The 20,031-nt window shown below is 40.9% G+C and carries 19 protein-coding genes, 1 pseudogene and 1 other annotated feature; of the genes and pseudogenes, 19 read left to right on the top strand and 1 reads right to left on the bottom strand.

The genetic code is table 11. The features are described 5' to 3' along the window. Positions 1 to 2: 2 nt before the first annotated feature. The 19 genes and pseudogenes from V7149_RS13510 to tuf all read left to right on the top strand — a co-directional run bounded on the left by V7149_RS13510 (position 3) and on the right by tuf (position 19,611). On the top strand, positions 3 to 428 hold the full coding sequence (locus tag V7149_RS13510) for a Mini-ribonuclease 3 (protein WP_335346152.1): 426 nt from the start codon (positions 3 to 5) through the stop codon (positions 426 to 428). Beyond that, positions 425 to 1,168: a 23S rRNA (guanosine(2251)-2'-O)-methyltransferase RlmB gene (gene rlmB / locus V7149_RS13515; RefSeq protein WP_335346153.1), complete on the top strand. Its 744-nt coding sequence runs from the start codon at positions 425 to 427 to the stop codon at positions 1,166 to 1,168. The genes V7149_RS13510 and rlmB overlap by 4 nt, the downstream gene beginning before the upstream one ends. 2 nt (positions 1,169 to 1,170) lie before the next feature. Continuing rightward, positions 1,171 to 1,680, top strand: a complete 510-nt coding sequence (locus V7149_RS13520) for an NYN domain-containing protein (RefSeq protein ID WP_150929534.1) — start codon at positions 1,171 to 1,173, stop codon at positions 1,678 to 1,680. Between the two features lie 116 nt (positions 1,681 to 1,796). Beyond that, complete coding sequence (sigH, locus tag V7149_RS13525) at positions 1,797 to 2,408, top strand: RNA polymerase sporulation sigma factor SigH (protein ID WP_231735073.1); 612 nt, start codon at positions 1,797 to 1,799, stop codon at positions 2,406 to 2,408. A gap of 110 nt (positions 2,409 to 2,518) precedes the next feature. Continuing rightward, complete coding sequence (gene rpmG / locus V7149_RS13530) at positions 2,519 to 2,662, top strand: 50S ribosomal protein L33 (protein ID WP_315668897.1); 144 nt, start codon at positions 2,519 to 2,521, stop codon at positions 2,660 to 2,662. A gap of 142 nt (positions 2,663 to 2,804) precedes the next feature. Next, entirely contained in the window at positions 2,805 to 2,987 is a 183-nt protein-coding gene (gene secE / locus V7149_RS13535; RefSeq protein WP_066301592.1) for a preprotein translocase subunit SecE, read from the top strand. A gap of 166 nt (positions 2,988 to 3,153) precedes the next feature. Continuing rightward, positions 3,154 to 3,687: a transcription termination/antitermination protein NusG gene (gene nusG, locus V7149_RS13540; RefSeq protein WP_315666859.1), complete on the top strand. Its 534-nt coding sequence runs from the start codon at positions 3,154 to 3,156 to the stop codon at positions 3,685 to 3,687. 189 nt (positions 3,688 to 3,876) lie between these two features. Continuing rightward, positions 3,877 to 4,302: a 50S ribosomal protein L11 gene (gene rplK / locus V7149_RS13545; protein ID WP_066301589.1), complete on the top strand. Its 426-nt coding sequence runs from the start codon at positions 3,877 to 3,879 to the stop codon at positions 4,300 to 4,302. Positions 4,303 to 4,486: 184 nt separating this feature from the next. Further along, positions 4,487 to 5,185: a 50S ribosomal protein L1 gene (gene rplA / locus V7149_RS13550; protein WP_335346154.1), complete on the top strand. Its 699-nt coding sequence runs from the start codon at positions 4,487 to 4,489 to the stop codon at positions 5,183 to 5,185. Between the two features lie 66 nt (positions 5,186 to 5,251). Beyond that, positions 5,252 to 5,387, top strand: a sequence feature (ribosomal protein L10 leader region). 34 nt (positions 5,388 to 5,421) lie between these two features. Continuing rightward, positions 5,422 to 5,922, top strand: a complete 501-nt coding sequence (gene rplJ, locus V7149_RS13555; RefSeq protein WP_335346164.1) for a 50S ribosomal protein L10 — start codon at positions 5,422 to 5,424, stop codon at positions 5,920 to 5,922. A 60-nt stretch (positions 5,923 to 5,982) separates the two neighbouring features. Further along, on the top strand, positions 5,983 to 6,345 hold the full coding sequence (gene rplL / locus V7149_RS13560) for a 50S ribosomal protein L7/L12 (RefSeq protein WP_335346155.1): 363 nt from the start codon (positions 5,983 to 5,985) through the stop codon (positions 6,343 to 6,345). Positions 6,346 to 6,434: 89 nt separating this feature from the next. Then, positions 6,435 to 7,037 (top strand): class I SAM-dependent methyltransferase, encoded by a 603-nt coding sequence (locus V7149_RS13565; protein ID WP_335346156.1) that lies wholly within the window; start codon positions 6,435 to 6,437, stop codon positions 7,035 to 7,037. Between the two features lie 377 nt (positions 7,038 to 7,414). Beyond that, a pseudogene (gene rpoB / locus V7149_RS13570) lies at positions 7,415 to 10,976 on the top strand (DNA-directed RNA polymerase subunit beta). Positions 10,977 to 11,111: 135 nt separating this feature from the next. Continuing rightward, a complete protein-coding gene (rpoC, locus tag V7149_RS13575) occupies positions 11,112 to 14,711 on the top strand; it encodes a DNA-directed RNA polymerase subunit beta' (RefSeq protein ID WP_335346157.1) in 3,600 nt (1,199 codons plus the stop codon). Positions 14,712 to 14,878: 167 nt separating this feature from the next. Further along, positions 14,879 to 15,127 (top strand): 50S ribosomal protein L7ae-like protein, encoded by a 249-nt coding sequence (locus tag V7149_RS13580; RefSeq protein ID WP_335346158.1) that lies wholly within the window; start codon positions 14,879 to 14,881, stop codon positions 15,125 to 15,127. 104 nt (positions 15,128 to 15,231) lie between these two features. Beyond that, positions 15,232 to 15,654, top strand: coding sequence for a 30S ribosomal protein S12 (gene rpsL, locus V7149_RS13585; RefSeq protein WP_335346159.1), 423 nt, complete (start codon positions 15,232 to 15,234; stop codon positions 15,652 to 15,654). 44 nt (positions 15,655 to 15,698) lie between these two features. Beyond that, positions 15,699 to 16,169: a 30S ribosomal protein S7 gene (gene rpsG, locus V7149_RS13590; RefSeq protein ID WP_315666869.1), complete on the top strand. Its 471-nt coding sequence runs from the start codon at positions 15,699 to 15,701 to the stop codon at positions 16,167 to 16,169. Positions 16,170 to 16,220: 51 nt separating this feature from the next. After that, positions 16,221 to 18,299, top strand: a complete 2,079-nt coding sequence (gene fusA, locus V7149_RS13595; RefSeq protein WP_335346160.1) for an elongation factor G — start codon at positions 16,221 to 16,223, stop codon at positions 18,297 to 18,299. A 124-nt stretch (positions 18,300 to 18,423) separates the two neighbouring features. Further along, complete coding sequence (tuf, locus tag V7149_RS13600) at positions 18,424 to 19,611, top strand: elongation factor Tu (RefSeq protein WP_335346161.1); 1,188 nt, start codon at positions 18,424 to 18,426, stop codon at positions 19,609 to 19,611. A 230-nt stretch (positions 19,612 to 19,841) separates the two neighbouring features. Here tuf and V7149_RS13605 read toward each other — a convergent pair. Then, positions 19,842 to 20,031, bottom strand: a 190-nt coding sequence (locus tag V7149_RS13605; RefSeq protein ID WP_335346162.1) for a hypothetical protein, incomplete at its 5' end; no start/stop codon positions are given.

Below are 20,031 nucleotides of genomic sequence, written 5' to 3' on the forward strand. Positions count from 1 at the left end.
GAATGCTTCAATACGATCATAAAATTGATGAGAAACAGCTAAACAGCCTCGCCCTTGCTTATATGGGCGATGCTGTTTTTGAAATCTATGTCAGAAGACATCTTATCCAGCATGGGCAGGTTAGGCCAAATCAGCTGCATAGAGAGGCCACTCATTATGTGTCTGCTAAAGCTCAATCGGTCATTATTCACCAGATGCTGGATTCAGACTTTCTGACAGAAGAGGAAATTGCCGTTGTGAAAAGAGGAAGAAATGCAAAGTCCGGTTCTGTCCCGAAAAATACAGATGTTCAAACCTACCGATATAGCACGGCATTTGAAGCGTTAATTGGCTATTTACATTTATCAGGTAAAGAGGAGCGGCAGGAGGAAGTGATCTTGTCTGCTTTTCGAATAGTAGAAGAAAGGAAAGGAGGAAATTCTAAATGAGCCAAGATTTTATTATGGGAAAAAACCCTGTAATGGAAGCACTTAAATCAGGACGGGATATTAATAAAATTTTCATAGCAGAGGGGTCACAAGGAGGACAAATGCAGCAGGTAATTGGGCTTGCCAAAGCATCAAATGTATTTGTTCAATTTGTCCCGAAGAAGAAATTAGATCAGATGGCGGAAGGGAATCATCAAGGGGTTGTTGCACAGGTTGCAGCCTACCAATATGCGGAAATAGATGATCTTTTCCAAGCAGCCGAAAAAAGAAACGAGGCCCCCTTTTTCTTATTATTAGATGAAATAGAAGACCCTCATAATCTAGGGTCGATCATGAGAACAGCTGATGCAGTAGGTGCACATGGAATTATTATTCCGAAGCGGAGAGCGGTAGGTTTAACGGCGACAGTTGCTAAGGCATCGACTGGCGCGATTGAGCATATCCCTGTTGTCCGTGTGACAAATATGGCTAGAACAATCGATGAACTTAAAGAAAAAGGCGTTTGGATTGCCGGGACAGATGCCAAGGGAAGTGAAGATTACCGCCGTTTTGACGGAACATTGCCGCTTGGTCTTGTCATTGGAAGTGAAGGAAAAGGTATGGGACGATTAATCCGGGATAAATGTGATTTCTTAATCCATTTACCGATGGCAGGCCATGTGACTTCTCTGAATGCATCTGTTGCAGCAGCTCTTTTAATGTATGAGGTCTACAGGAAGCGACATCCTCTTGAGGGATAGAAATGGACATCCTACTTGTTGACGGGTATAACGTAATTGGTGCCTGGCCAGAGCTAAGAGAGCTAAAGAAAAAGGATTTAGCAGCTGCCAGAGACCGGTTAATTGAAAAAATGGCAGAGTATCAGGGGTATTCTGGATATAGGGTCATAGTCGTATTTGACGCTCATTATGTGAAGGGTACCGAGAAGAAATATAAGGATTCAAAAGTGGAAGTTATTTTTACACGGACAAATGAGACGGCTGATGAAAGAATTGAGAAACTTGCCATCAGCCTAAACAATATTAAAACCCAAGTTCATGTTGCAACCTCCGACTATACAGAGCAATGGGCAATTTTTGGACAGGGTGCGCTGCGAAAGTCCTCAAGAGAATTATTAAATGAAATGAATTCGATTGAAAGTAAAATAGAAAAAAGGGTAAAGAAGATTCAGGAAAAGCAGCCATTTTCGAAAATCCCGCTTAGCAAGGAAATGGCAGAAATTTTTGAAAAGTGGCGCAGAGGAGACCAATGAGTGGTTGACGCTGGAAAAATTCTTACTGTATAATATTTCTATCTATGCTTGGTGCGGTCGGGGGGATCTTAGTGGATACTGACTTGAAAACAATCGATGAGAATAATTTAGGGTATATGCAGCTTGAAGATGAAGAATTGATTGATTTAGTGCATAAAGGCGAGAGTGAAGCGTTAGATTATTTAATTCATAAGTATCGCAATTTTGTACGTGCCAAAGCAAGATCATATTTTTTAATTGGTGCAGATAAGGAAGATATTGTTCAAGAAGGAATGATTGGCTTATACAAGGCTATTCGTGATTTTAAAGAGGACAAGCTATCTTCGTTTAAAGCGTTTGCAGAGCTGTGCATTACTAGACAAATTATCACAGCCATCAAAACCGCTACAAGGCAGAAGCACATTCCGCTGAACTCATACGTGTCATTGGACAAGCCGATTTATGATGAAGAATCAGATCGAACGTTAATGGATGTTATTTCTGGTGCAAAGGTAATGGATCCTGAGGAATTAATCATTAATCAGGAAGAGTTTGATCATATTGAGGTCAAAATGTCCGAGCTGCTTAGTGATCTTGAAAGAAAAGTACTTTCCCTTTATTTGGATGGACAATCTTATCAAGAAATTTCGGAAGAATTAAACCGTCATGTGAAATCAATAGACAACGCTCTGCAAAGGGTGAAACGAAAGCTTGAGCGGTATTTGGAGGTCCGAGAAATTACTTTATAGAGCGGATGGGAACAAGCAGATCACTCAATCTCCACTTTCCCTGTTATTGACATCGTTTATGGTCCGTGATAAAGTTTTAAGGACGTAAATGTATTTTAGTAGGTGGAATGATGAGAAAAAAAGTAGTACTAGCATGCAAAGAGTGCGGATCCAGAAATTATTCAACAATGAATAATAAAGACTCCGAGCGCCTAGAGCTTAAGAAGTATTGTAAAACATGCAGCAATCATACCATTCATAGAGAAACAAAGTAAGTAATTATTGTCGAATTTTATATATGTATTTTTCTAAATTTCATAAACTTCTTATTCACTAGAATAATCGTAATTTGATTTTTCGATTGTTTAAATTCATTATGAAATTTACTTAGATTATAAGTAAGTTGGGGGTTACAATATGCAGCGCATCTTGAATTTTTTCCGTGATATTGGACGTGAAATGAAAAAGGTCAGTTGGCCAAAGCGCAAAGAACTGACTGGCTATACTGTAACAGTCCTAGCAACTGTTGCGTTTTTTGCAGTGTTCTTCGCAGTGGTTGACTTAGGTATTTCTGAATTGATTCGATTAATTCTTGAATAACCCCTGTATATCCATGGTATAATGGTGAATAGCACAGGAAACATTTGCAAAGCCCGGTAACGGGTTTTTTATTTGGTTAAAAAATGTTTTATATAGGCAGTTTTTTACGAAAATAGTCAAACCTATTTAATGATACAGGGAGGGAAGGACGATTTAGTCCCCTTGAATGGAAAAGAATTGGTATGTTGTTCATACGTATTCCGGTTATGAAAATAAAGTAAAGGCAAACCTGGAGAAACGCGTAGAATCTATGGGAATGCAAGATAAAATCTTCCGGGTTATCGTTCCGGAAGAAGAAGAAACTGATTTCAAAAACGGCAAAAAGAAAGTAGTAAAGCGTAAAGTTTTTCCAGGCTATGTACTTGTAGAAATTGTGATGACAGATGATTCATGGTACGTAGTTCGGAATACACCAGGCGTTACGGGCTTTGTCGGATCAGCAGGTCACGGCTCTAAACCGACACCGCTATTGCCTGAAGAAGTTAATGTAATCTTGAAGCGTATGGGTGTTGAAGAAAGACGAGTAGAAATTAACTTTGAAATCGGAGAAATGGTTCAAGTGAAAGAGGGACCATTCGCCAACTTTACAGGATCGATTGAAGATATTGACAGAGACAAAGCGAAAATTAAAGTCCTTGTTAATATGTTTGGCCGTGACACGCCGGTTGAGTTGGATTTTTCTCAAATAGAGAAACTATAATTTGAAAAAAACTTGAAATTAGCTTTGAAAAGTGATAATATTTCAAAGGTCAGTATGTCTCAGGTTTAGAGACCGGACTATTGTTATGTTCTTTATCTTGATATAAAGACTATAAGTTGAGTGGGAGGGGACCCTAACAGTCACTAAGGCCCCATTTACCACATCACGGACTTTAAGGAGGTGTGTCTCGTGGCTAAAAAAGTAATCAAACTTGTAAAATTACAAATTCCAGCAGGTAAAGCAAACCCTGCACCGCCAGTAGGACCTGCACTAGGTCAAGCGGGTGTTAATATCATGGGATTCTGTAAAGAATTTAACGCACGTACAGCTGAACAAGCTGGCCTAATCATTCCTGTTGAAATTACGGTTTTTGAAGACCGTTCATTTACATTTATTACGAAAACTCCTCCTGCTGCCGTTCTTCTAAAAGTAGCAGCTGGAATTCAGTCTGGTTCTGGTGAACCAAACCGTAATAAAGTAGCAACAGTCAAGCGTGACAAGGTACGCGAGATTGCTGAAACAAAAATGCCTGACCTAAACGCTGCTAGCGTAGAAGCTGCAATGCTTATGGTTGAAGGTACTGCACGCAGCATGGGTATCGTTATCGAAGACTAATCCATGCTTAGAGTTTTAGGCTGTTCAATGGGGTTGCGTTGCTGAGCTTGGTTTCACACGCAACCTTTGTTCTGTCTAAGGCTTTGTGCTTTTCTGATGTCTAGCTCTGGCGCTGCTAAAGGCGCCTGCGCTTTTCAAAGTGGGAGGTTATTCCGCTAAAACCACAATCTAGGAGGAAAATACAATGGCTAAAAAAGGCAAAAAGTTTTTAGAAGCTTCTAAGCTTGTAGACCGTATGAAGGCTTATCCAATCGAAGAAGCGATTGATCTTGCAAAGAAAACAAACTTTACTAAGTTTGATGCGACTGTAGAAGTTGCTTTCCGCTTAGGAATTGACCCTAAGAAAGCTGACCAGAATATTCGTGGAGCGGTTGTGCTTCCAAACGGTACTGGTAAAACTCAACGCGTTTTAGTATTCGCAAAGGGTGAAAAAGCGAAGGAAGCAGAAGCTGCTGGAGCAGATTATGTAGGCGATGCAGAGTACATCAACAAAATCAGCCAAGGCTGGTTTGATTTCGATGTAATCGTTGCGACACCTGACATGATGGGTGAAGTTGGTAAGCTTGGTCGTGTGTTAGGACCAAAAGGCTTAATGCCAAACCCTAAAACTGGTACAGTTACATTTGATGTGGAAAAAGCTGTTAACGAAATTAAAGCAGGTAAAGTAGAATACCGCACTGATAAAGCTGGTAACATCCATGTTCCTATCGGTAAAGTTTCTTTCGAAAACGAAAAGCTTATCGAAAACTTCAACACAATTTTCGAAACAATGCTTAAAGTTAAACCATCTGCTGCAAAAGGTACTTACATGAAGAACGTATCTGTTACTTCAACTATGGGACCTGGCGTTAAAGTAGATCCTTCAACTGTTACAGTTAAGTAATTATTGGAAATTAACTTACAAGATTGACAAACAAAATTACATTTAGTAATATGTATTTTGTTGTTAAATATAATACCATTTGTACCGTAGACAGCAGGTGCTTCTTGCTTAATATCCTGCCGAGGTCATACGATAGATTATTGTTTTGCCTATTGTATACTCCCTCCATGTCTGCTTGATGTGGAGGTTTTTTATTGAACGGTATAAGTGCAGAAATTTCTACAGGAGGTGTAAAGATGAGCAGTGCTATCGAACAAAAGAAACAAACTGTCGAAGAAATTGCTGACAAACTAAAGGCTAGTGTATCAACAGTTGTTGTTGACTACCGCGGTCTATCTGTTGCTCAAGTAACTGAACTTCGTAAACAGCTTCGTGAAGCTGGTGTTGAATTCAAAGTATACAAAAATACTTTAACACGCCGTGCTGCAGAAGTTGCCGAACTAGCTGCTTTAAACGAAGTATTAACTGGTCCTAATGCGGTTGCATTCAGTACTGAAGATGTAATTGCTCCAGCAAAAATCATCAATGACTTCGCTAAAAAGAATGAAGCACTTGAAATTAAAGCAGGTGTAATTGAAGGAAACGTTGCATCAGCAGAAGAAATTAAGGCTCTTGCAGAACTACCATCTCGCGAAGGCTTACTATCTATGCTACTCAGCGTGCTTCAAGCACCTATCCGCAATCTTGCTCTTGCTGCAAAAGCTGTTGCAGACCAAAAAGAAGAACAAGGCGCGTAAGTTGAATTTTTTAACGATAAACACATCGGTTTAAACCAAATATAAGGAGGAAACATTATCATGACTAAAGAACAAATCATTGAAGCAGTAAAATCTATGACTGTTTTAGAATTAAACGACTTAGTAAAAGCTATTGAAGAAGAATTTGGTGTAACTGCTGCAGCTCCTGTAGCTGTTATGGGTGGTGCTGCTGGTGCTGCTGAGGAAGAAAAAACTGATTTTGATGTAATCCTTGCTTCTGCAGGCGATCAAAAAATCAAAGTTATCAAAGTTGTTCGTGAAATCACAGGTCTTGGACTTAAAGAAGCAAAAGAACTTGTTGACAACACTCCAAAAGCAATCAAAGAAGGCGCTTCTAAAGAAGAAGCTGAAGAAATCAAAGCTAAACTTGAAGAAGTTGGAGCTGGCGTTGAAGTTAAGTAATATAGAAAAAGAAAAGCTCGCTGTATAGCGGGCTTTTTTTAACCTCTCATTATTTCTACAGCCAAATCCCCGTTGGAGGTGACGATATCGTGTCAGAACATTACTATTCCAAAACACAAAGTACAGAAAGTAATCCTAAATATTGGAGCTTTACTTTAAAGGAGCATTCATTTCGTTTTAAGACGGATAATGGAGTTTTCTCAAAAAGCGAAGTTGATTTTGGATCCAGGCTGCTAATCGAAATGTTCGAACAGCCAGGTATTGAAGGGAACATCCTTGATGTTGGCTGTGGATATGGACCGATTGGACTTTCAGCAGCGAAGCTTATGGAGGACCGCCTTGTCCATATGGTGGATGTTAATTCAAGGGCGTTAGCACTCGCTCGTGAAAATGCGGAGTTAAATCAAATTAAAAATGTATGTATTTATGAAAGTGATCGCCTTGAAAATGTTAAGGCTGACAAGTTTGCGGCGGTATTAACGAATCCTCCAATTCGGGCGGGCAAAAAAGTTGTTCATGATATTTTTGAGCAAAGCTATCATAAATTACAGAAAGGCGGAGATCTCTGGGTAGTGATACAAAAAAAGCAGGGAGCCCCGTCAGCTATTGAAAAGCTATCAGAGTTTTTTAGTGAAATAGAAACGGTAGAAAAGAAAAAAGGCTATTATATTTTGCGGGCAAAAAAAGATTGACTTGACTTTTTGCGTATGTTAGCATTATATAATGCCAACATAATACGTTCCGATTATTTACTAAAATACACAAAAGTTGTATAATTTTGGTTTTTAATGGGAAAGATAATAAAATATTGTCGTTATGTGAAAATGTGGTTTTTTGAACTAAAAACCCTTTTTTCTTTTTGTCATGGGTGAATTAATGATGGTTGTTGATTTGGTTATTTATGTGCATGTTAACGAGTTTTATTCGAGACGAAAACATTCGAGAACATGTTGGAAATGGCTTTTTACAGGTCAACGATATTATTTAACATATCCTTTGTCTTAAGATAGGACAGTTGTTCTATTTGAGAATATTATTGCCATTAAGCTTGATTTGAGGGGTGAATCAGTTGATAGGTCAACTTGTTCAGTATGGACGACACCGCCAACGTAGGAGTTACGCGCGAATCAGTGAAGTTTTAGAATTACCAAATCTAATCGAAATCCAAACCTCTTCTTATCAATGGTTTCTTGATGAGGGTTTACGTGAAATGTTCCAGGACATTTCGCCGATTGAAGACTTTACTGGTAATTTATCGCTTGAATTTATTGATTACAGCCTTGGCGATCCAAAGTATTCCGTTGAGGAATCGAAAGAACGAGATGTTACATACTCTGCACCGTTACGTGTAAAGGTACGTCTTGTAAACAAAGAAACAGGCGAAGTTAAAGACCAGGATGTTTTTATGGGTGACTTCCCGCTTATGACGGAAACAGGTACATTTGTGATCAATGGAGCTGAACGTGTAATCGTATCTCAGCTTGTTCGTTCACCGAGTGTATATTATAGTGGAAAATTAGATAAAAACGGGAAGAAAGGCTTTACGGCAACTGTCATCCCGAACCGCGGCGCTTGGCTTGAGTATGAAACAGATGCCAAGGATGTCGTGTACGTTAGAATAGATCGTACTCGGAAACTGCCCGTTACGGGTTCTTTTGCGTGCCCTTGGGTTCGGTTCTGATCAAGAAATCATCGATTTGATTGGAGACAATGAATACATTCGCAACACGCTAGAGAAAGACAATACAGAAGGTACAGATAAGGCGTTATTAGAAATTTACGAACGCCTTCGTCCTGGCGAACCTCCAACTGTAGATAATGCGAAAAGTTTATTAGTTTCAAGGTTTTTCGACCCTAAGCGTTATGATTTAGCAAACGTAGGAAGATACAAGATTAATAAAAAGCTTCATATAAAAAATAGATTGTTCGGGCAAAAATTAGCTGAAACGCTAGTTGATCCGGAAACAGGCGAAATTATTGCTGAAAAAGGTGTAACTCTTGATAGGCGTACACTTGACCGCATTCTGCCAAACCTTGAAAAAGATATTGGTTTCAAGACAGTTAGCCTTGTTGGTGGTGTACTTGATGAGGATATCACGCTTCAGTCTATTAAAATTTATGCACCTAACGAAGATGGCGAAAAGGTTATTAATGTAATTGGGAACGCGTATGTTGAAGAGGCAGTAAAGAATATATCACCTTCAGATATCATTGCTTCTATCAGCTACTTCTTTAACCTATTGCATTCTGTAGGGGATACAGATGACATTGATCATCTTGGAAATCGACGTTTGCGTTCTGTTGGTGAGCTTTTACAAAACCAGTTCCGTATTGGTCTTTCCAGAATGGAACGTGTGGTTCGTGAAAGAATGTCCATTCAAGATACAAACACGATCACTCCGCAGCAATTAATTAATATTCGCCCTGTCATTGCATCTATTAAAGAGTTCTTCGGAAGCTCACAGTTATCTCAATTCATGGATCAGACAAATCCGCTTGCAGAATTAACGCATAAACGCCGTTTATCTGCGCTTGGACCAGGTGGATTAACTCGTGAACGCGCCGGCTTTGAAGTGCGTGACGTTCACTATTCCCACTATGGCCGTATGTGTCCGATTGAGACTCCTGAGGGACCGAATATTGGATTGATTAACTCATTATCATCATTTGCAAAGGTGAACAGATTCGGCTTTATTGAAACGCCTTATCGTCGTGTTGACCCTGAAACAGGCAAAGTAACAGACCGTATTGATTATTTAACGGCTGATGAAGAAGATAACTATGTAGTAGCCCAGGCCAATGTGCTTCTTGCTGATGACGGTTCCTTCCTTGAAGAGGAAGTTGTAGCACGTTTCAAAGGTGAAAACACAGTTGTCCCTCGTGATCGTGCCGACTACATGGATGTATCACCAAAGCAGGTTGTATCTGCTGCTACAGCGTGTATTCCGTTCTTAGAAAATGATGACTCCAACCGTGCACTAATGGGTGCAAACATGCAACGTCAAGCTGTACCTTTGATGCAGCCAGAAGCTCCAAGAGTTGGAACAGGTATGGAATATGTATCTGGAAAAGACTCCGGTGCTGCGGTCATTTGTAAGCACGAAGGAATCGTTGAACATGTTGAAGCCCGCGAAGTATGGGTTCGCAGAATTGTTAATGTAGATGGCCAAGAAGTAAAAGGCGATCTTGATAAATATAGAATGCTGAAATTCATCCGTTCCAACCAAGGAACTTGCTACAACCAGCGTCCAATCGTTGCTGTTGGCAACCGTGTTACGAAGGGTGAAATCTTAGCCGACGGTCCTTCCATGGAGCTTGGGGAATTAGCACTTGGGCGTAATGTCCTAGTTGCCTTCATGACATGGGATGGATATAACTATGAGGATGCCATCATTATGAGTGAGCGTCTCGTGAAAGATGATGTTTACACCTCTATCCATATTGAGGAGTATGAATCAGAATCTCGTGATACGAAGCTCGGACCTGAAGAAATTACTCGTGATATTCCAAACGTTGGGGAGGATGCTCTTCGCAATCTGGATGAAAGAGGAATTATTCGTACAGGTGCTGAGGTTAAGGATGGCGATTTGCTAGTAGGTAAGGTAACCCCTAAGGGTGTAACAGAACTTACTGCGGAAGAAAGATTATTACATGCTATCTTTGGTGAAAAGGCTCGAGAAGTCCGTGATACTTCCCTTCGTGTTCCACACGGCGGCGGCGGAATCGTTCTGGATGTTAAAGTCTTTAATCGAGAAGATGGAGATGAGTTGCCCCCAGGCGTAAATCAACTCGTGCGTGTTTACATTGTTCAAAAGCGTAAAATCTCCGAAGGGGATAAGATGGCCGGACGACATGGTAACAAAGGGGTTATCTCTAGAATTTTACCAGAAGAAGATATGCCTTATATGCCGGACGGAACACCTGTTGATATTATGTTAAACCCATTAGGGGTACCATCACGTATGAACATTGGACAGGTGCTTGAGCTGCATCTTGGTATGGCTGCCAGATCTTTGGGCATCCACGTTGCTTCTCCTGTATTTGATGGTGCAACTGAAGAAGATGTTTGGGCAACTATTGAAGAGGCTGGAATGGCGCGTGATGCGAAAACAGTCCTATATGATGGACGTTCAGGAGAGCCTTTTGACAACCGGGTATCTGTTGGTGTCATGTATATGATTAAACTTGCTCACATGGTTGATGATAAACTTCATGCTCGTTCGACAGGTCCATACTCTCTTGTTACACAGCAGCCTTTGGGCGGTAAAGCTCAATTTGGCGGACAGCGTTTCGGAGAGATGGAAGTATGGGCGCTTGAAGCGTATGGCGCTGCTTATACATTGCAGGAAATCTTAACGGTTAAATCGGATGATGTTGTAGGACGTGTGAAAACGTATGAAGCCATCGTCAAAGGCGAAAACGTTCCAGAGCCTGGAGTACCTGAGTCATTTAAAGTATTAATTAAAGAACTTCAAAGTCTAGGTATGGATGTTAAGATTCTTTCAGGTGATGAGAAAGAAATTGAAATGCGTGATACGGAGGATGAGGAGGATATGCAGCAAGCTGAATCCTTCACAATTGCTCCTGAACCGCAAAACTCAGAAGCTGAAGAAGTTGTTACTAAAGAGTAGGTTACGGATAAAATTTAATATTAGTTCACAGCCTTCGCATATTTAAGCGGGGCTGATGAACATTATCATTGCACCCCAATTGCTTTTTATGGGCAAAATGGGCATAGCCCGGAGATAAAAAGGGAGGTAGGCCCCTTGATAGATGTAAACAATTTTGAGTATATGAAAATCGGCCTTGCTTCACCAGATAAGATCCGTTCGTGGTCACATGGTGAGGTAAAAAAGCCTGAAACGATTAACTATCGTACGTTAAAACCTGAAAAAGACGGTTTATTCTGTGAACGAATTTTCGGACCAACAAAGGACTGGGAATGTCATTGCGGAAAATACAAACGTGTACGCTATAAAGGTGTAGTTTGTGACCGATGCGGCGTTGAGGTTACGCGTGCAAAGGTGCGTCGTGAAAGAATGGGTCATATTGAGCTTGCTGCTCCTGTTTCCCACATCTGGTATTTCAAAGGAATCCCAAGCAGAATGGGACTTGTTCTTGATATGTCTCCGCGTGCTTTGGAAGAAGTCATTTACTTTGCGTCTTACGTAGTGACTGATGCAGGTGACACGGCCCTCGAGAGAAAGCAATTGCTTTCGGAAAAGGAATACCGGGCATATCGTGAAAAATACGGAAATAAGTTTCAAGCTTCTATGGGTGCTGAATCCATTAAAAAACTTCTTTCAGATATTGATTTAAATAAAGAAGTTGACATTTTAAAAGATGAGCTAAGAACCGCACAAGGACAGCGAAGAACACGTGCTATTAAGCGTTTAGAAGTATTGGAAGCTTTCCGTGGTTCAGGCAATGAGCCATCTTGGATGATCCTTGATGTACTCCCTGTTATCCCGCCGGAGCTTCGTCCGATGGTTCAGCTTGATGGCGGCCGTTTCGCTACATCTGACCTAAATGATTTATACCGTCGTGTGATTAATAGAAATAATCGTCTAAAACGTTTATTGGATCTTGGTGCGCCTAGTATCATTGTTCAAAACGAAAAGCGTATGCTCCAAGAAGCCGTAGATGCTTTAATTGATAATGGCCGCCGTGGCAGACCTGTTACAGGACCTGGTAACCGTCCATTAAAATCACTATCTCACATGTTAAAAGGTAAGCAGGGACGCTTCCGTCAAAACCTATTAGGAAAACGTGTTGACTACTCTGGCCGTTCGGTTATCGTTGTAGGACCTAACTTAAAGATGTATCAGTGCGGACTTCCGAAAGAAATGGCATTAGAGTTATTTAAGCCATTCGTTATGAAAGAGTTAGTCGAAAAGGGCTTATCTCATAATATTAAATCGGCCAAACGCAAAATTGAACGTGTTCAGCCAGAGGTTTGGGATGTTTTAGAAAGTGTTATTAAAGAACATCCAGTTCTTCTGAACCGTGCCCCTACTCTTCATAGATTAGGAATTCAAGCGTTTGAACCAACATTAGTTGAAGGCCGTGCTATTCGTCTTCATCCGCTCGTTTGTACAGCCTATAACGCTGACTTCGATGGTGACCAAATGGCGGTTCACGTTCCACTTTCATCAGAAGCACAAGCTGAAGCACGTCTGTTAATGCTTGCAGCTCAAAACATTTTGAATCCGAAAGATGGAAAACCAGTTGTAACTCCTTCTCAGGACATGGTATTAGGAAACTACTACTTGACTCTTGAAAGAGATGGCGCAGTTGGAGAAGGGATGATTTTTAAGGATGTAAATGAAGCGTTGCTCGCGTATCAGAATGGATATGTCCACCTGCATACACGTGTGGCAGTTCATGCTGGATCCTTGAAAAATCCAACATTTACACCGGAGCAAAATCAGAAGCTCCTTGTTACAACAGTAGGAAAGCTAATCTTCAATGAAATTTTGCCGGCATCCTTCCCTTATATAAACGAGCCTACTAGACAAAATTTAGAGGAGGAAACTCCAGCTAAATATTTTGTAGAAAGAGGTCAGGAAGTACTTTCGGTTATTCGTGAAATGCCGCTAGTAGATCCGTTTAAGAAGAAGATTCTTGGTAATATTATTGCTGAAGTTTTCAAACGCTATAAAATTACTGAAACATCAAAAATGCTTGACCGCATGAAGGATCTTGGATTTAAGCACTCTACAAAAGCAGGTATTACAGTTGGTGTTTCTGACATCGTGGTACTTGGCGAGAAGGAACTGATTATCCAAGAGGCACAAACAAAAGTTGATAATGTTATGAAGCAGTTTAGACGCGGTCTCATAACAGAAGATGAGCGTTATGATCGTGTTATCTCCATTTGGAGTGCTGCAAAAGACACCATTCAAGAGAAATTGATGAAGTCACTTGATAAATCAAACCCTATCTTTATGATGAGTGATTCCGGCGCCCGTGGTAACGCATCTAACTTTACTCAGTTAGCAGGTATGCGCGGACTGATGGCGAACCCGGCCGGTAGAATTATCGAGTTACCAATTAGATCAAGTTTCCGTGAAGGCTTAACAGTATTGGAATACTTTATTTCTACTCACGGTGCTCGTAAAGGTCTAGCCGACACAGCGTTAAAAACAGCGGACTCAGGTTATTTAACACGTCGTCTAGTAGACGTTGCTCAAGATGTCATTGTTCGTGAAGATGATTGTGGTACGGATAGAGGCTTACTAATTAGTGCGTTGAAAGATGGCACTGAAGTGATTGAAACTTTGGAAGAACGTCTAATTGGCCGACATGCGAGAAAGGCTATTAAACATCCGGAAACTAAAGAAGTAATCGTACCTGAAAATGGTCTAATTACGGAAGATCTTGCTCAAGAGGTTACAGAAGCGAACATAGAACAAGTTTGGATCCGTTCAGCATTTACTTGTAACACGCGCCACGGCGTATGTAAGAAATGCTATGGCCGCAATCTAGCAACTGGTCAAGAGGTTGAAGTTGGTGAGGCAGTAGGTATTATCGCTGCTCAATCTATCGGTGAGCCTGGAACACAGTTAACGATGCGTACATTCCATACAGGTGGAGTTGCGGGAGACGATATTACACAAGGTTTGCCGCGTATCCAAGAATTGTTTGAAGCACGTAATCCTAAAGGGGTAGCTGTTATTTCCGAAATTGAAGGAATTGTAGTAGGGATTAATGAAGGCAGAGACCGTCAGCATGAGATTGTTGTCCAAGGTGAAGTAGAATCCCGCACATACTCAGCGCCATATACAGCACGACTTAAAGTAGCGGTGAATGACCAGGTAGAACGCGGACAGGAATTAACGGAAGGTTCGATTGATCCGAAGGAATTAATCAGAGTGAAGGACGTTACGGCTGTTCAAGAATACTTATTACGCGAAGTACAGAAGGTTTATCGTATGCAAGGGGTTGAAATTGGTGACAAGCACATCGAAGTAATGGTTCGCCAGATGCTTCGTAAGGTACGTGTCATTGATGCAGCTGAAACAGATGTATTGCCAGGGACACTTCTTGACATACATCAGTTTACAGATGCTAATGAGAAAGCCCTTCTTGCTGGTAAGCTTCCTGCAACAGGACGTCCAGTGTTACTAGGTATCACGAAAGCATCACTTGAAACAGATTCGTTCCTATCTGCTGCATCATTCCAGGAAACAACTAGAGTTCTTACAGATGCGGCGATTAAAGGAAAACGTGATGAACTACTGGGATTAAAGGAAAATGTTATCATTGGTAAGTTAGTCCCAGCTGGAACTGGAATGCAGCGTTATCGCAGAGCTGAGCCTTACACAAAGGAAGAGGCGGCTGAGGATGCAGTTCCTGTAGAATAAATTCAGATGATCGGTGCTGGCTAAATCGCTTGGCCAGTACCGTTTTTTAAATGGATTACCATCATATTTTTTAAAAAAATATAAGATTGTTTGTTGACATCCAAAAATGAAGATGGTAATATAGCAAAGGTGCTCCTATTAACTGGATACTTTGGAGGATGTCACTTATGTCTTATGAAAAAGTATTGCAGGCAAAAGAAGTAATAATAGGAACTAGGCAAACTGTGAAAGCACTGCAGACAGGAACAACTAAAGAGGTTATTATTGCCAAAGATGCAGACCCGAAAGTAATCGCAAATGTGGCAAGTAAAGCATCTGAAGTAAATGTTCCGGTTCTCTATGTAGACTCCATGAAAAAGCTTGGAAAAGCATGTGGAATTGATGTTGGTGCAGCAGCTGTTGCGATTATCAATTAAAAACTGTTTTTGTAGAACGAATCTACAAAGACTTTGTTTTTTGCAACAAAATGAACCACCTGGATGTGTGGGCTTAAACAAAATAGTGAAGGGAGGACAATTCAATGCCTACAATTAACCAATTAGTGCGCAAGCCTCGTCAAACGAAAGAGGATAAGTCAAAATCACCTGCGCTAAACAAAGGCTATAACAGCTTCAAAAAAGCACAAACAAATGTTTCTTCACCACAAAAACGCGGTGTATGTACTCGTGTTGGTACAATGACTCCGAAAAAACCAAACTCAGCATTACGTAAATATGCTCGTGTACGTTTATCTAACGGGATCGAGGTTAATGCTTATATTCCTGGTATCGGTCATAACCTGCAAGAACACAGCGTTGTTCTAATCCGTGGCGGACGTGTAAAGGACTTACCGGGGGTACGTTACCATATCGTTCGTGGAGCATTAGACACAGCTGGTGTTGCTAACCGTATGCAAAGTCGTTCTAAATACGGTCAAAAGAGACCAAAAGCAGCGAAAAAATAATTTCAATAAAATAAAGAAAAGAATTTTTGAAAGGAGGAACTAATATGCCACGTAAAGGTCCTATAGCAAAAAGAGACGTATTACCGGATCCGATTTACAACTCAAAGCTTGTTAGCAAACTTATTAATAAAATGATGGTTGACGGTAAGAGAGGTAAATCTCAAGCAATTCTTTACTCAGCATTTAATATTATTAGCGAGCGCGCTGGAAAAGAGCCAATGGAAGTTTTCGATCAAGCGCTTAAAAACATCATGCCTGTACTTGAAGTAAAAGCACGCCGTGTCGGCGGATCTAACTACCAAGTACCAGTAGAGGTGCGTCCAGATCGTCGTACAACTCTTGGTCTTCGCTGGTTAGTAAACTACTCTCGTCTACGTGGAGAAAAGACGATGGAAGAGCGTTTAGCTAACGAAATTCTAGATGCTGCTAACAATACTGGAGCATCTGTTAAGAAACGTGAAGACACTCACAAAATGGCAGAAGCTAACAAAGCATTTGCTCACTATCGTTGGTAGGATTTATACCCAATACAAAATATTACTCATACTAGGAAGGAGAAAGACCCAATGGCAAGAGAGTTCTCCTTAGAAAATACTCGTAATATCGGAATCATGGCTCACATCGATGCCGGTAAAACAACAACAACTGAGCGTATTCTTTACTACACAGGAAAAATCCACAAAATCGGTGAAACACACGAAGGTGGAGCCCAGATGGACTGGATGGAGCAAGAGCAGGAGCGCGGAATCACGATTACATCTGCAGCAACAACTGCACAATGGAAAGGTCACCGCGTTAACATCATCGATACACCAGGACACGTAGACTTCACAGTTGAAGTTGAACGTTCACTTCGTGTACTTGATGGTGCAGTTACTGTCCTTGATGCTCAATCTGGGGTAGAACCACAAACCGAAACAGTATGGCGCCAAGCTACAACTTACGGCGTGCCACGTATTGTTTTCGTTAACAAAATGGATAAACTCGGTGCAGATTTCTTATATTCTGTAAAAACTCTACATGATCGTCTACAAGCGAATGCTGCTCCAATTCAATTACCAATCGGTGCTGAAGATGCGTTCAAAGGTATCATTGACTTGGTTGAAATGGATGCTACATTCTACAACAACGATCTTGGAACTGATATTCAAGTTGGAGAAATCCCAGAAGAATATCAAGCTCAAGCCGAAGAATATCGTGAAAAGTTAATTGAAGCAGTAGCTGAACTTGATGAAGAACTAATGGAAAAATACCTTGGTGGAGAAGAAATCACTAAGGCAGAGCTAAAAGCGGCTATCCGTAAAGCAACTCTAAGCGTTGAATTCTATCCAGTAATGTGCGGAACTGCTTTCAAAAACAAAGGTGTTCAAAAAATGCTTGATGCAGCAATCGACTATCTTCCGTCTCCACTGGATATTCCAGCTATTAATGGTGTTAATCCAGATACAGAGGAAGAAACAGAGCGTCACGCAGATGACAGCGAGCCGTTCTCAGCTCTTGCTTTCAAAGTTATGACTGACCCTTATGTTGGTAAACTTACATTCTTCCGTGTTTACTCTGGTACATTGAACTCAGGTTCTTATGTGAAAAACTCAACGAAAGGTAAGCGTGAGCGTGTAGGACGTATTCTGCAAATGCATGCTAACTCTCGTGAAGAGATTTCGATTGTACATGCTGGAGATATCGCAGCGGCTGTAGGTTTGAAAGACACGACTACAGGGGATACACTTTGTGATGAAAAAGCTCCTGTTATCTTAGAATCTATGGAATTCCCAGAGCCAGTTATTCAATTATCTATCGAGCCAAAAACAAAGGCTGACCAAGATAAGATGACAACTGCTCTACAAAAGCTTCAAGAAGAAGATCCGACATTCCGTGCACATACTGACCAGGAAACTGGAGAAGTTATCATTGCTGGTATGGGTGAGCTTCACCTTGATATCCTTGTTGACCGTATGCGTCGTGAATTTAAAGTAGAAGCTAACGTTGGTGCACCACAGGTTGCCTACCGTGAAACTTTCCGTGCTTCAGCGTCAGTTGAAGGTAAATTTGCTCGCCAATCTGGTGGACGCGGACAGTATGGTCATGTTTGGATTGAATTCTCTCCAAACGAAGAAGGTAAAGGCTTTGAATTCGAAAATGGTATTGTCGGTGGGGTTGTTCCTCGTGAATATATCGCTCCTGTACAAGCTGGTCTTGAAGATGCGCTTGATAGAGGAGTCCTTGCTGGCTTCCCATTAGTTGATATTAAGGCTAGATTGTTTGATGGATCTTACCATGATGTTGACTCATCTGAAATGGCGTTTAAGATTGCTGCATCAATGGCATTGAAAAATGCAGCATCTAAATGTAGCCCTGTAATTCTTGAGCCGGTAATGAAGGTTGAAGTTATTATCCCTGAAGAATACATGGGAGATATTATGGGTAACGTTACTTCACGCCGTGGTCGCGTTGAAGGTATGGAAGCTCGCGGCAACGCTCAAGTTGTACGTGCAATGGTTCCGCTATCAGAAATGTTTGGTTACGCTACTTCATTACGTTCAAGCACACAAGGTCGTGGTGTTTTCTCTATGACATTTGATCATTACGAAGAAGTACCAAAATCAATTTCTGAAGAAATCATCAAAAAACATAAAGGTGAATAAAAGTAATTGATTTTACCTTTTTAATCAAGTATAACTACTATTGTAAGCATCATAGCTGCGAGGGGATTTCTCTTCGCGGCTCAAATAATACTTATTTTTTATATATTAAAGGAGGATTTTCCTAATGGCTAAAGCTAAATTTGACCGTTCAAAACCCCATGTTAACATTGGTACAATCGGACACGTTGACCATGGTAAAACTACTTTAACTGCTGCTATCACTACTGTACTTGCAAAGAAAATGGGTGGAGAAGCAAAAGGTTACGACCAAATCGATAACGCTCCAGAAGAAAAAGAGCGTGGAATCACTATCTCAACTTCTCACGTTGAGTACGAAACTGAAAACCGTCACTATGCACACGTTGACTGCCCAGGACACGCTGACTACGTTAAAAACATGATCACTGGTGCTGCTCAAATGGACGGCGGTATCCTAGTAGTATCTGCTGCTGACGGCCCAATGCCACAAACTCGTGAGCACATCCTTCTTTCTCGTCAAGTAGGTGTACCTTTCCTTGTTGTGTTCATGAACAAGTGTGACATGGTTGACGATGAAGAGCTTCTTGAATTAGTAGAAATGGAAGTTCGTGACCTTCTTTCTGAATACGACTTCCCAGGAGATGACATTCCTGTAGTTAAAGGTTCTGCTCTTAAAGCTCTTGAAGGTGAAGCAGAATGGGAAGAAAAAATCATTGAGCTTATGGCTGCTGTTGATGAGTATGTTCCAAACCCAACTCGTGACACTGACAAGCCATTCATGATGCCAGTTGAGGACGTATTCTCAATCACTGGTCGTGGAACTGTTGCTACTGGACGTGTTGAGCGTGGAGTAGTTAAAGTTGGAGACGTTATTGAAATCACTGGTTTCACAGAAGAGCCAAAATCAACTACAGTTACTGGAGTTGAAATGTTCCGTAAATTACTAGACTACGCTGAAGCTGGAGATAACATCGGTGCTCTTCTTCGTGGTGTAGCTCGTGAAGATATCCAACGTGGACAAGTACTTGCTAAGCCAGGTACAATCAAGCCACACACAGTTTTCAAAGCTGAAGTTTACGTATTATCTAAAGAAGAGGGTGGACGTCATACTCCATTCTTCACTAACTACCGTCCTCAGTTCTACTTCCGTACAACTGACGTAACTGGTATTTGTAATCTTCCTGAAGGCGTAGAAATGGTTATGCCTGGAGATAACATTGAAATGCACGTTGAGCTTATCGCACCAATCGCTATCGAAGAAGGAACTAAGTTCTCTATTCGTGAAGGTGGACGTACAGTAGGCGCTGGCGTTGTTGCTACAATCGTTGAATAATTAATGATAGAAACCAGGTGGGTGACGATCCATCTGGTTTTTTATTTTGCTTTATAGAGAATAAGGAAATAGTACTGTTTCTTCTATATATGTACTATGAAGTAAATATTGATGTTTTTATATGACTAGAAAAATGATTTATGTAATTATTGGATTCCCGAAGACTCACTTGAAAATTAGAATGAATGCCGCTATAATAATACGAGTGTGAAAGACATCTAGAAATTGCATTATTTAGTGTTGCAATTGACTTGTGTTTTCTGTATAATAGACAATGTTGGTCTTTGACTGCGATGAAGTGAAAGGTTGCTGACACACCCGGCCGCTTTGCCATGGCGAGTGTGTGGGAAATTTTCACGGAGAATGTCTATTTTAAAATAGGCGAAAAGGAGGGAAAATAATGGCAAAACAAAAAATTCG

This window comes from Bacillus sp. JJ1503 (assembly GCF_036965125.1).
In the GTDB taxonomy this organism is placed as follows: domain Bacteria; phylum Bacillota; class Bacilli; order Bacillales; family Cytobacillaceae; genus Cytobacillus.

What these genes read in the sequence shown, in the direction of transcription:
- V7149_RS13510 (WP_335346152.1), top strand. Translation starts at nt 3, where the DNA reads ATGCTTCAATACGATCATAAAATTGATGAGAAACAGCTAAACAGCCTC.
- rlmB (WP_335346153.1), top strand. Translation starts at nt 425, where the DNA reads ATGAGCCAAGATTTTATTATGGGAAAAAACCCTGTAATGGAAGCACTT.
- V7149_RS13520 (WP_150929534.1), top strand. Translation starts at nt 1,171, where the DNA reads ATGGACATCCTACTTGTTGACGGGTATAACGTAATTGGTGCCTGGCCA.
- sigH (WP_231735073.1), top strand. Translation starts at nt 1,797, where the DNA reads ATGCAGCTTGAAGATGAAGAATTGATTGATTTAGTGCATAAAGGCGAG.
- rpmG (WP_315668897.1), top strand. Translation starts at nt 2,519, where the DNA reads ATGAGAAAAAAAGTAGTACTAGCATGCAAAGAGTGCGGATCCAGAAAT.
- secE (WP_066301592.1), top strand. Translation starts at nt 2,805, where the DNA reads ATGCAGCGCATCTTGAATTTTTTCCGTGATATTGGACGTGAAATGAAA.
- nusG (WP_315666859.1), top strand. Translation starts at nt 3,154, where the DNA reads ATGGAAAAGAATTGGTATGTTGTTCATACGTATTCCGGTTATGAAAAT.
- rplA (WP_335346154.1), top strand. Translation starts at nt 4,487, where the DNA reads ATGGCTAAAAAAGGCAAAAAGTTTTTAGAAGCTTCTAAGCTTGTAGAC.
- rplJ (WP_335346164.1), top strand. Translation starts at nt 5,422, where the DNA reads ATGAGCAGTGCTATCGAACAAAAGAAACAAACTGTCGAAGAAATTGCT.
- rplL (WP_335346155.1), top strand. Translation starts at nt 5,983, where the DNA reads ATGACTAAAGAACAAATCATTGAAGCAGTAAAATCTATGACTGTTTTA.
- V7149_RS13580 (WP_335346158.1), top strand. Translation starts at nt 14,879, where the DNA reads ATGTCTTATGAAAAAGTATTGCAGGCAAAAGAAGTAATAATAGGAACT.
- rpsL (WP_335346159.1), top strand. Translation starts at nt 15,232, where the DNA reads ATGCCTACAATTAACCAATTAGTGCGCAAGCCTCGTCAAACGAAAGAG.
- rpsG (WP_315666869.1), top strand. Translation starts at nt 15,699, where the DNA reads ATGCCACGTAAAGGTCCTATAGCAAAAAGAGACGTATTACCGGATCCG.
- fusA (WP_335346160.1), top strand. Translation starts at nt 16,221, where the DNA reads ATGGCAAGAGAGTTCTCCTTAGAAAATACTCGTAATATCGGAATCATG.
- tuf (WP_335346161.1), top strand. Translation starts at nt 18,424, where the DNA reads ATGGCTAAAGCTAAATTTGACCGTTCAAAACCCCATGTTAACATTGGT.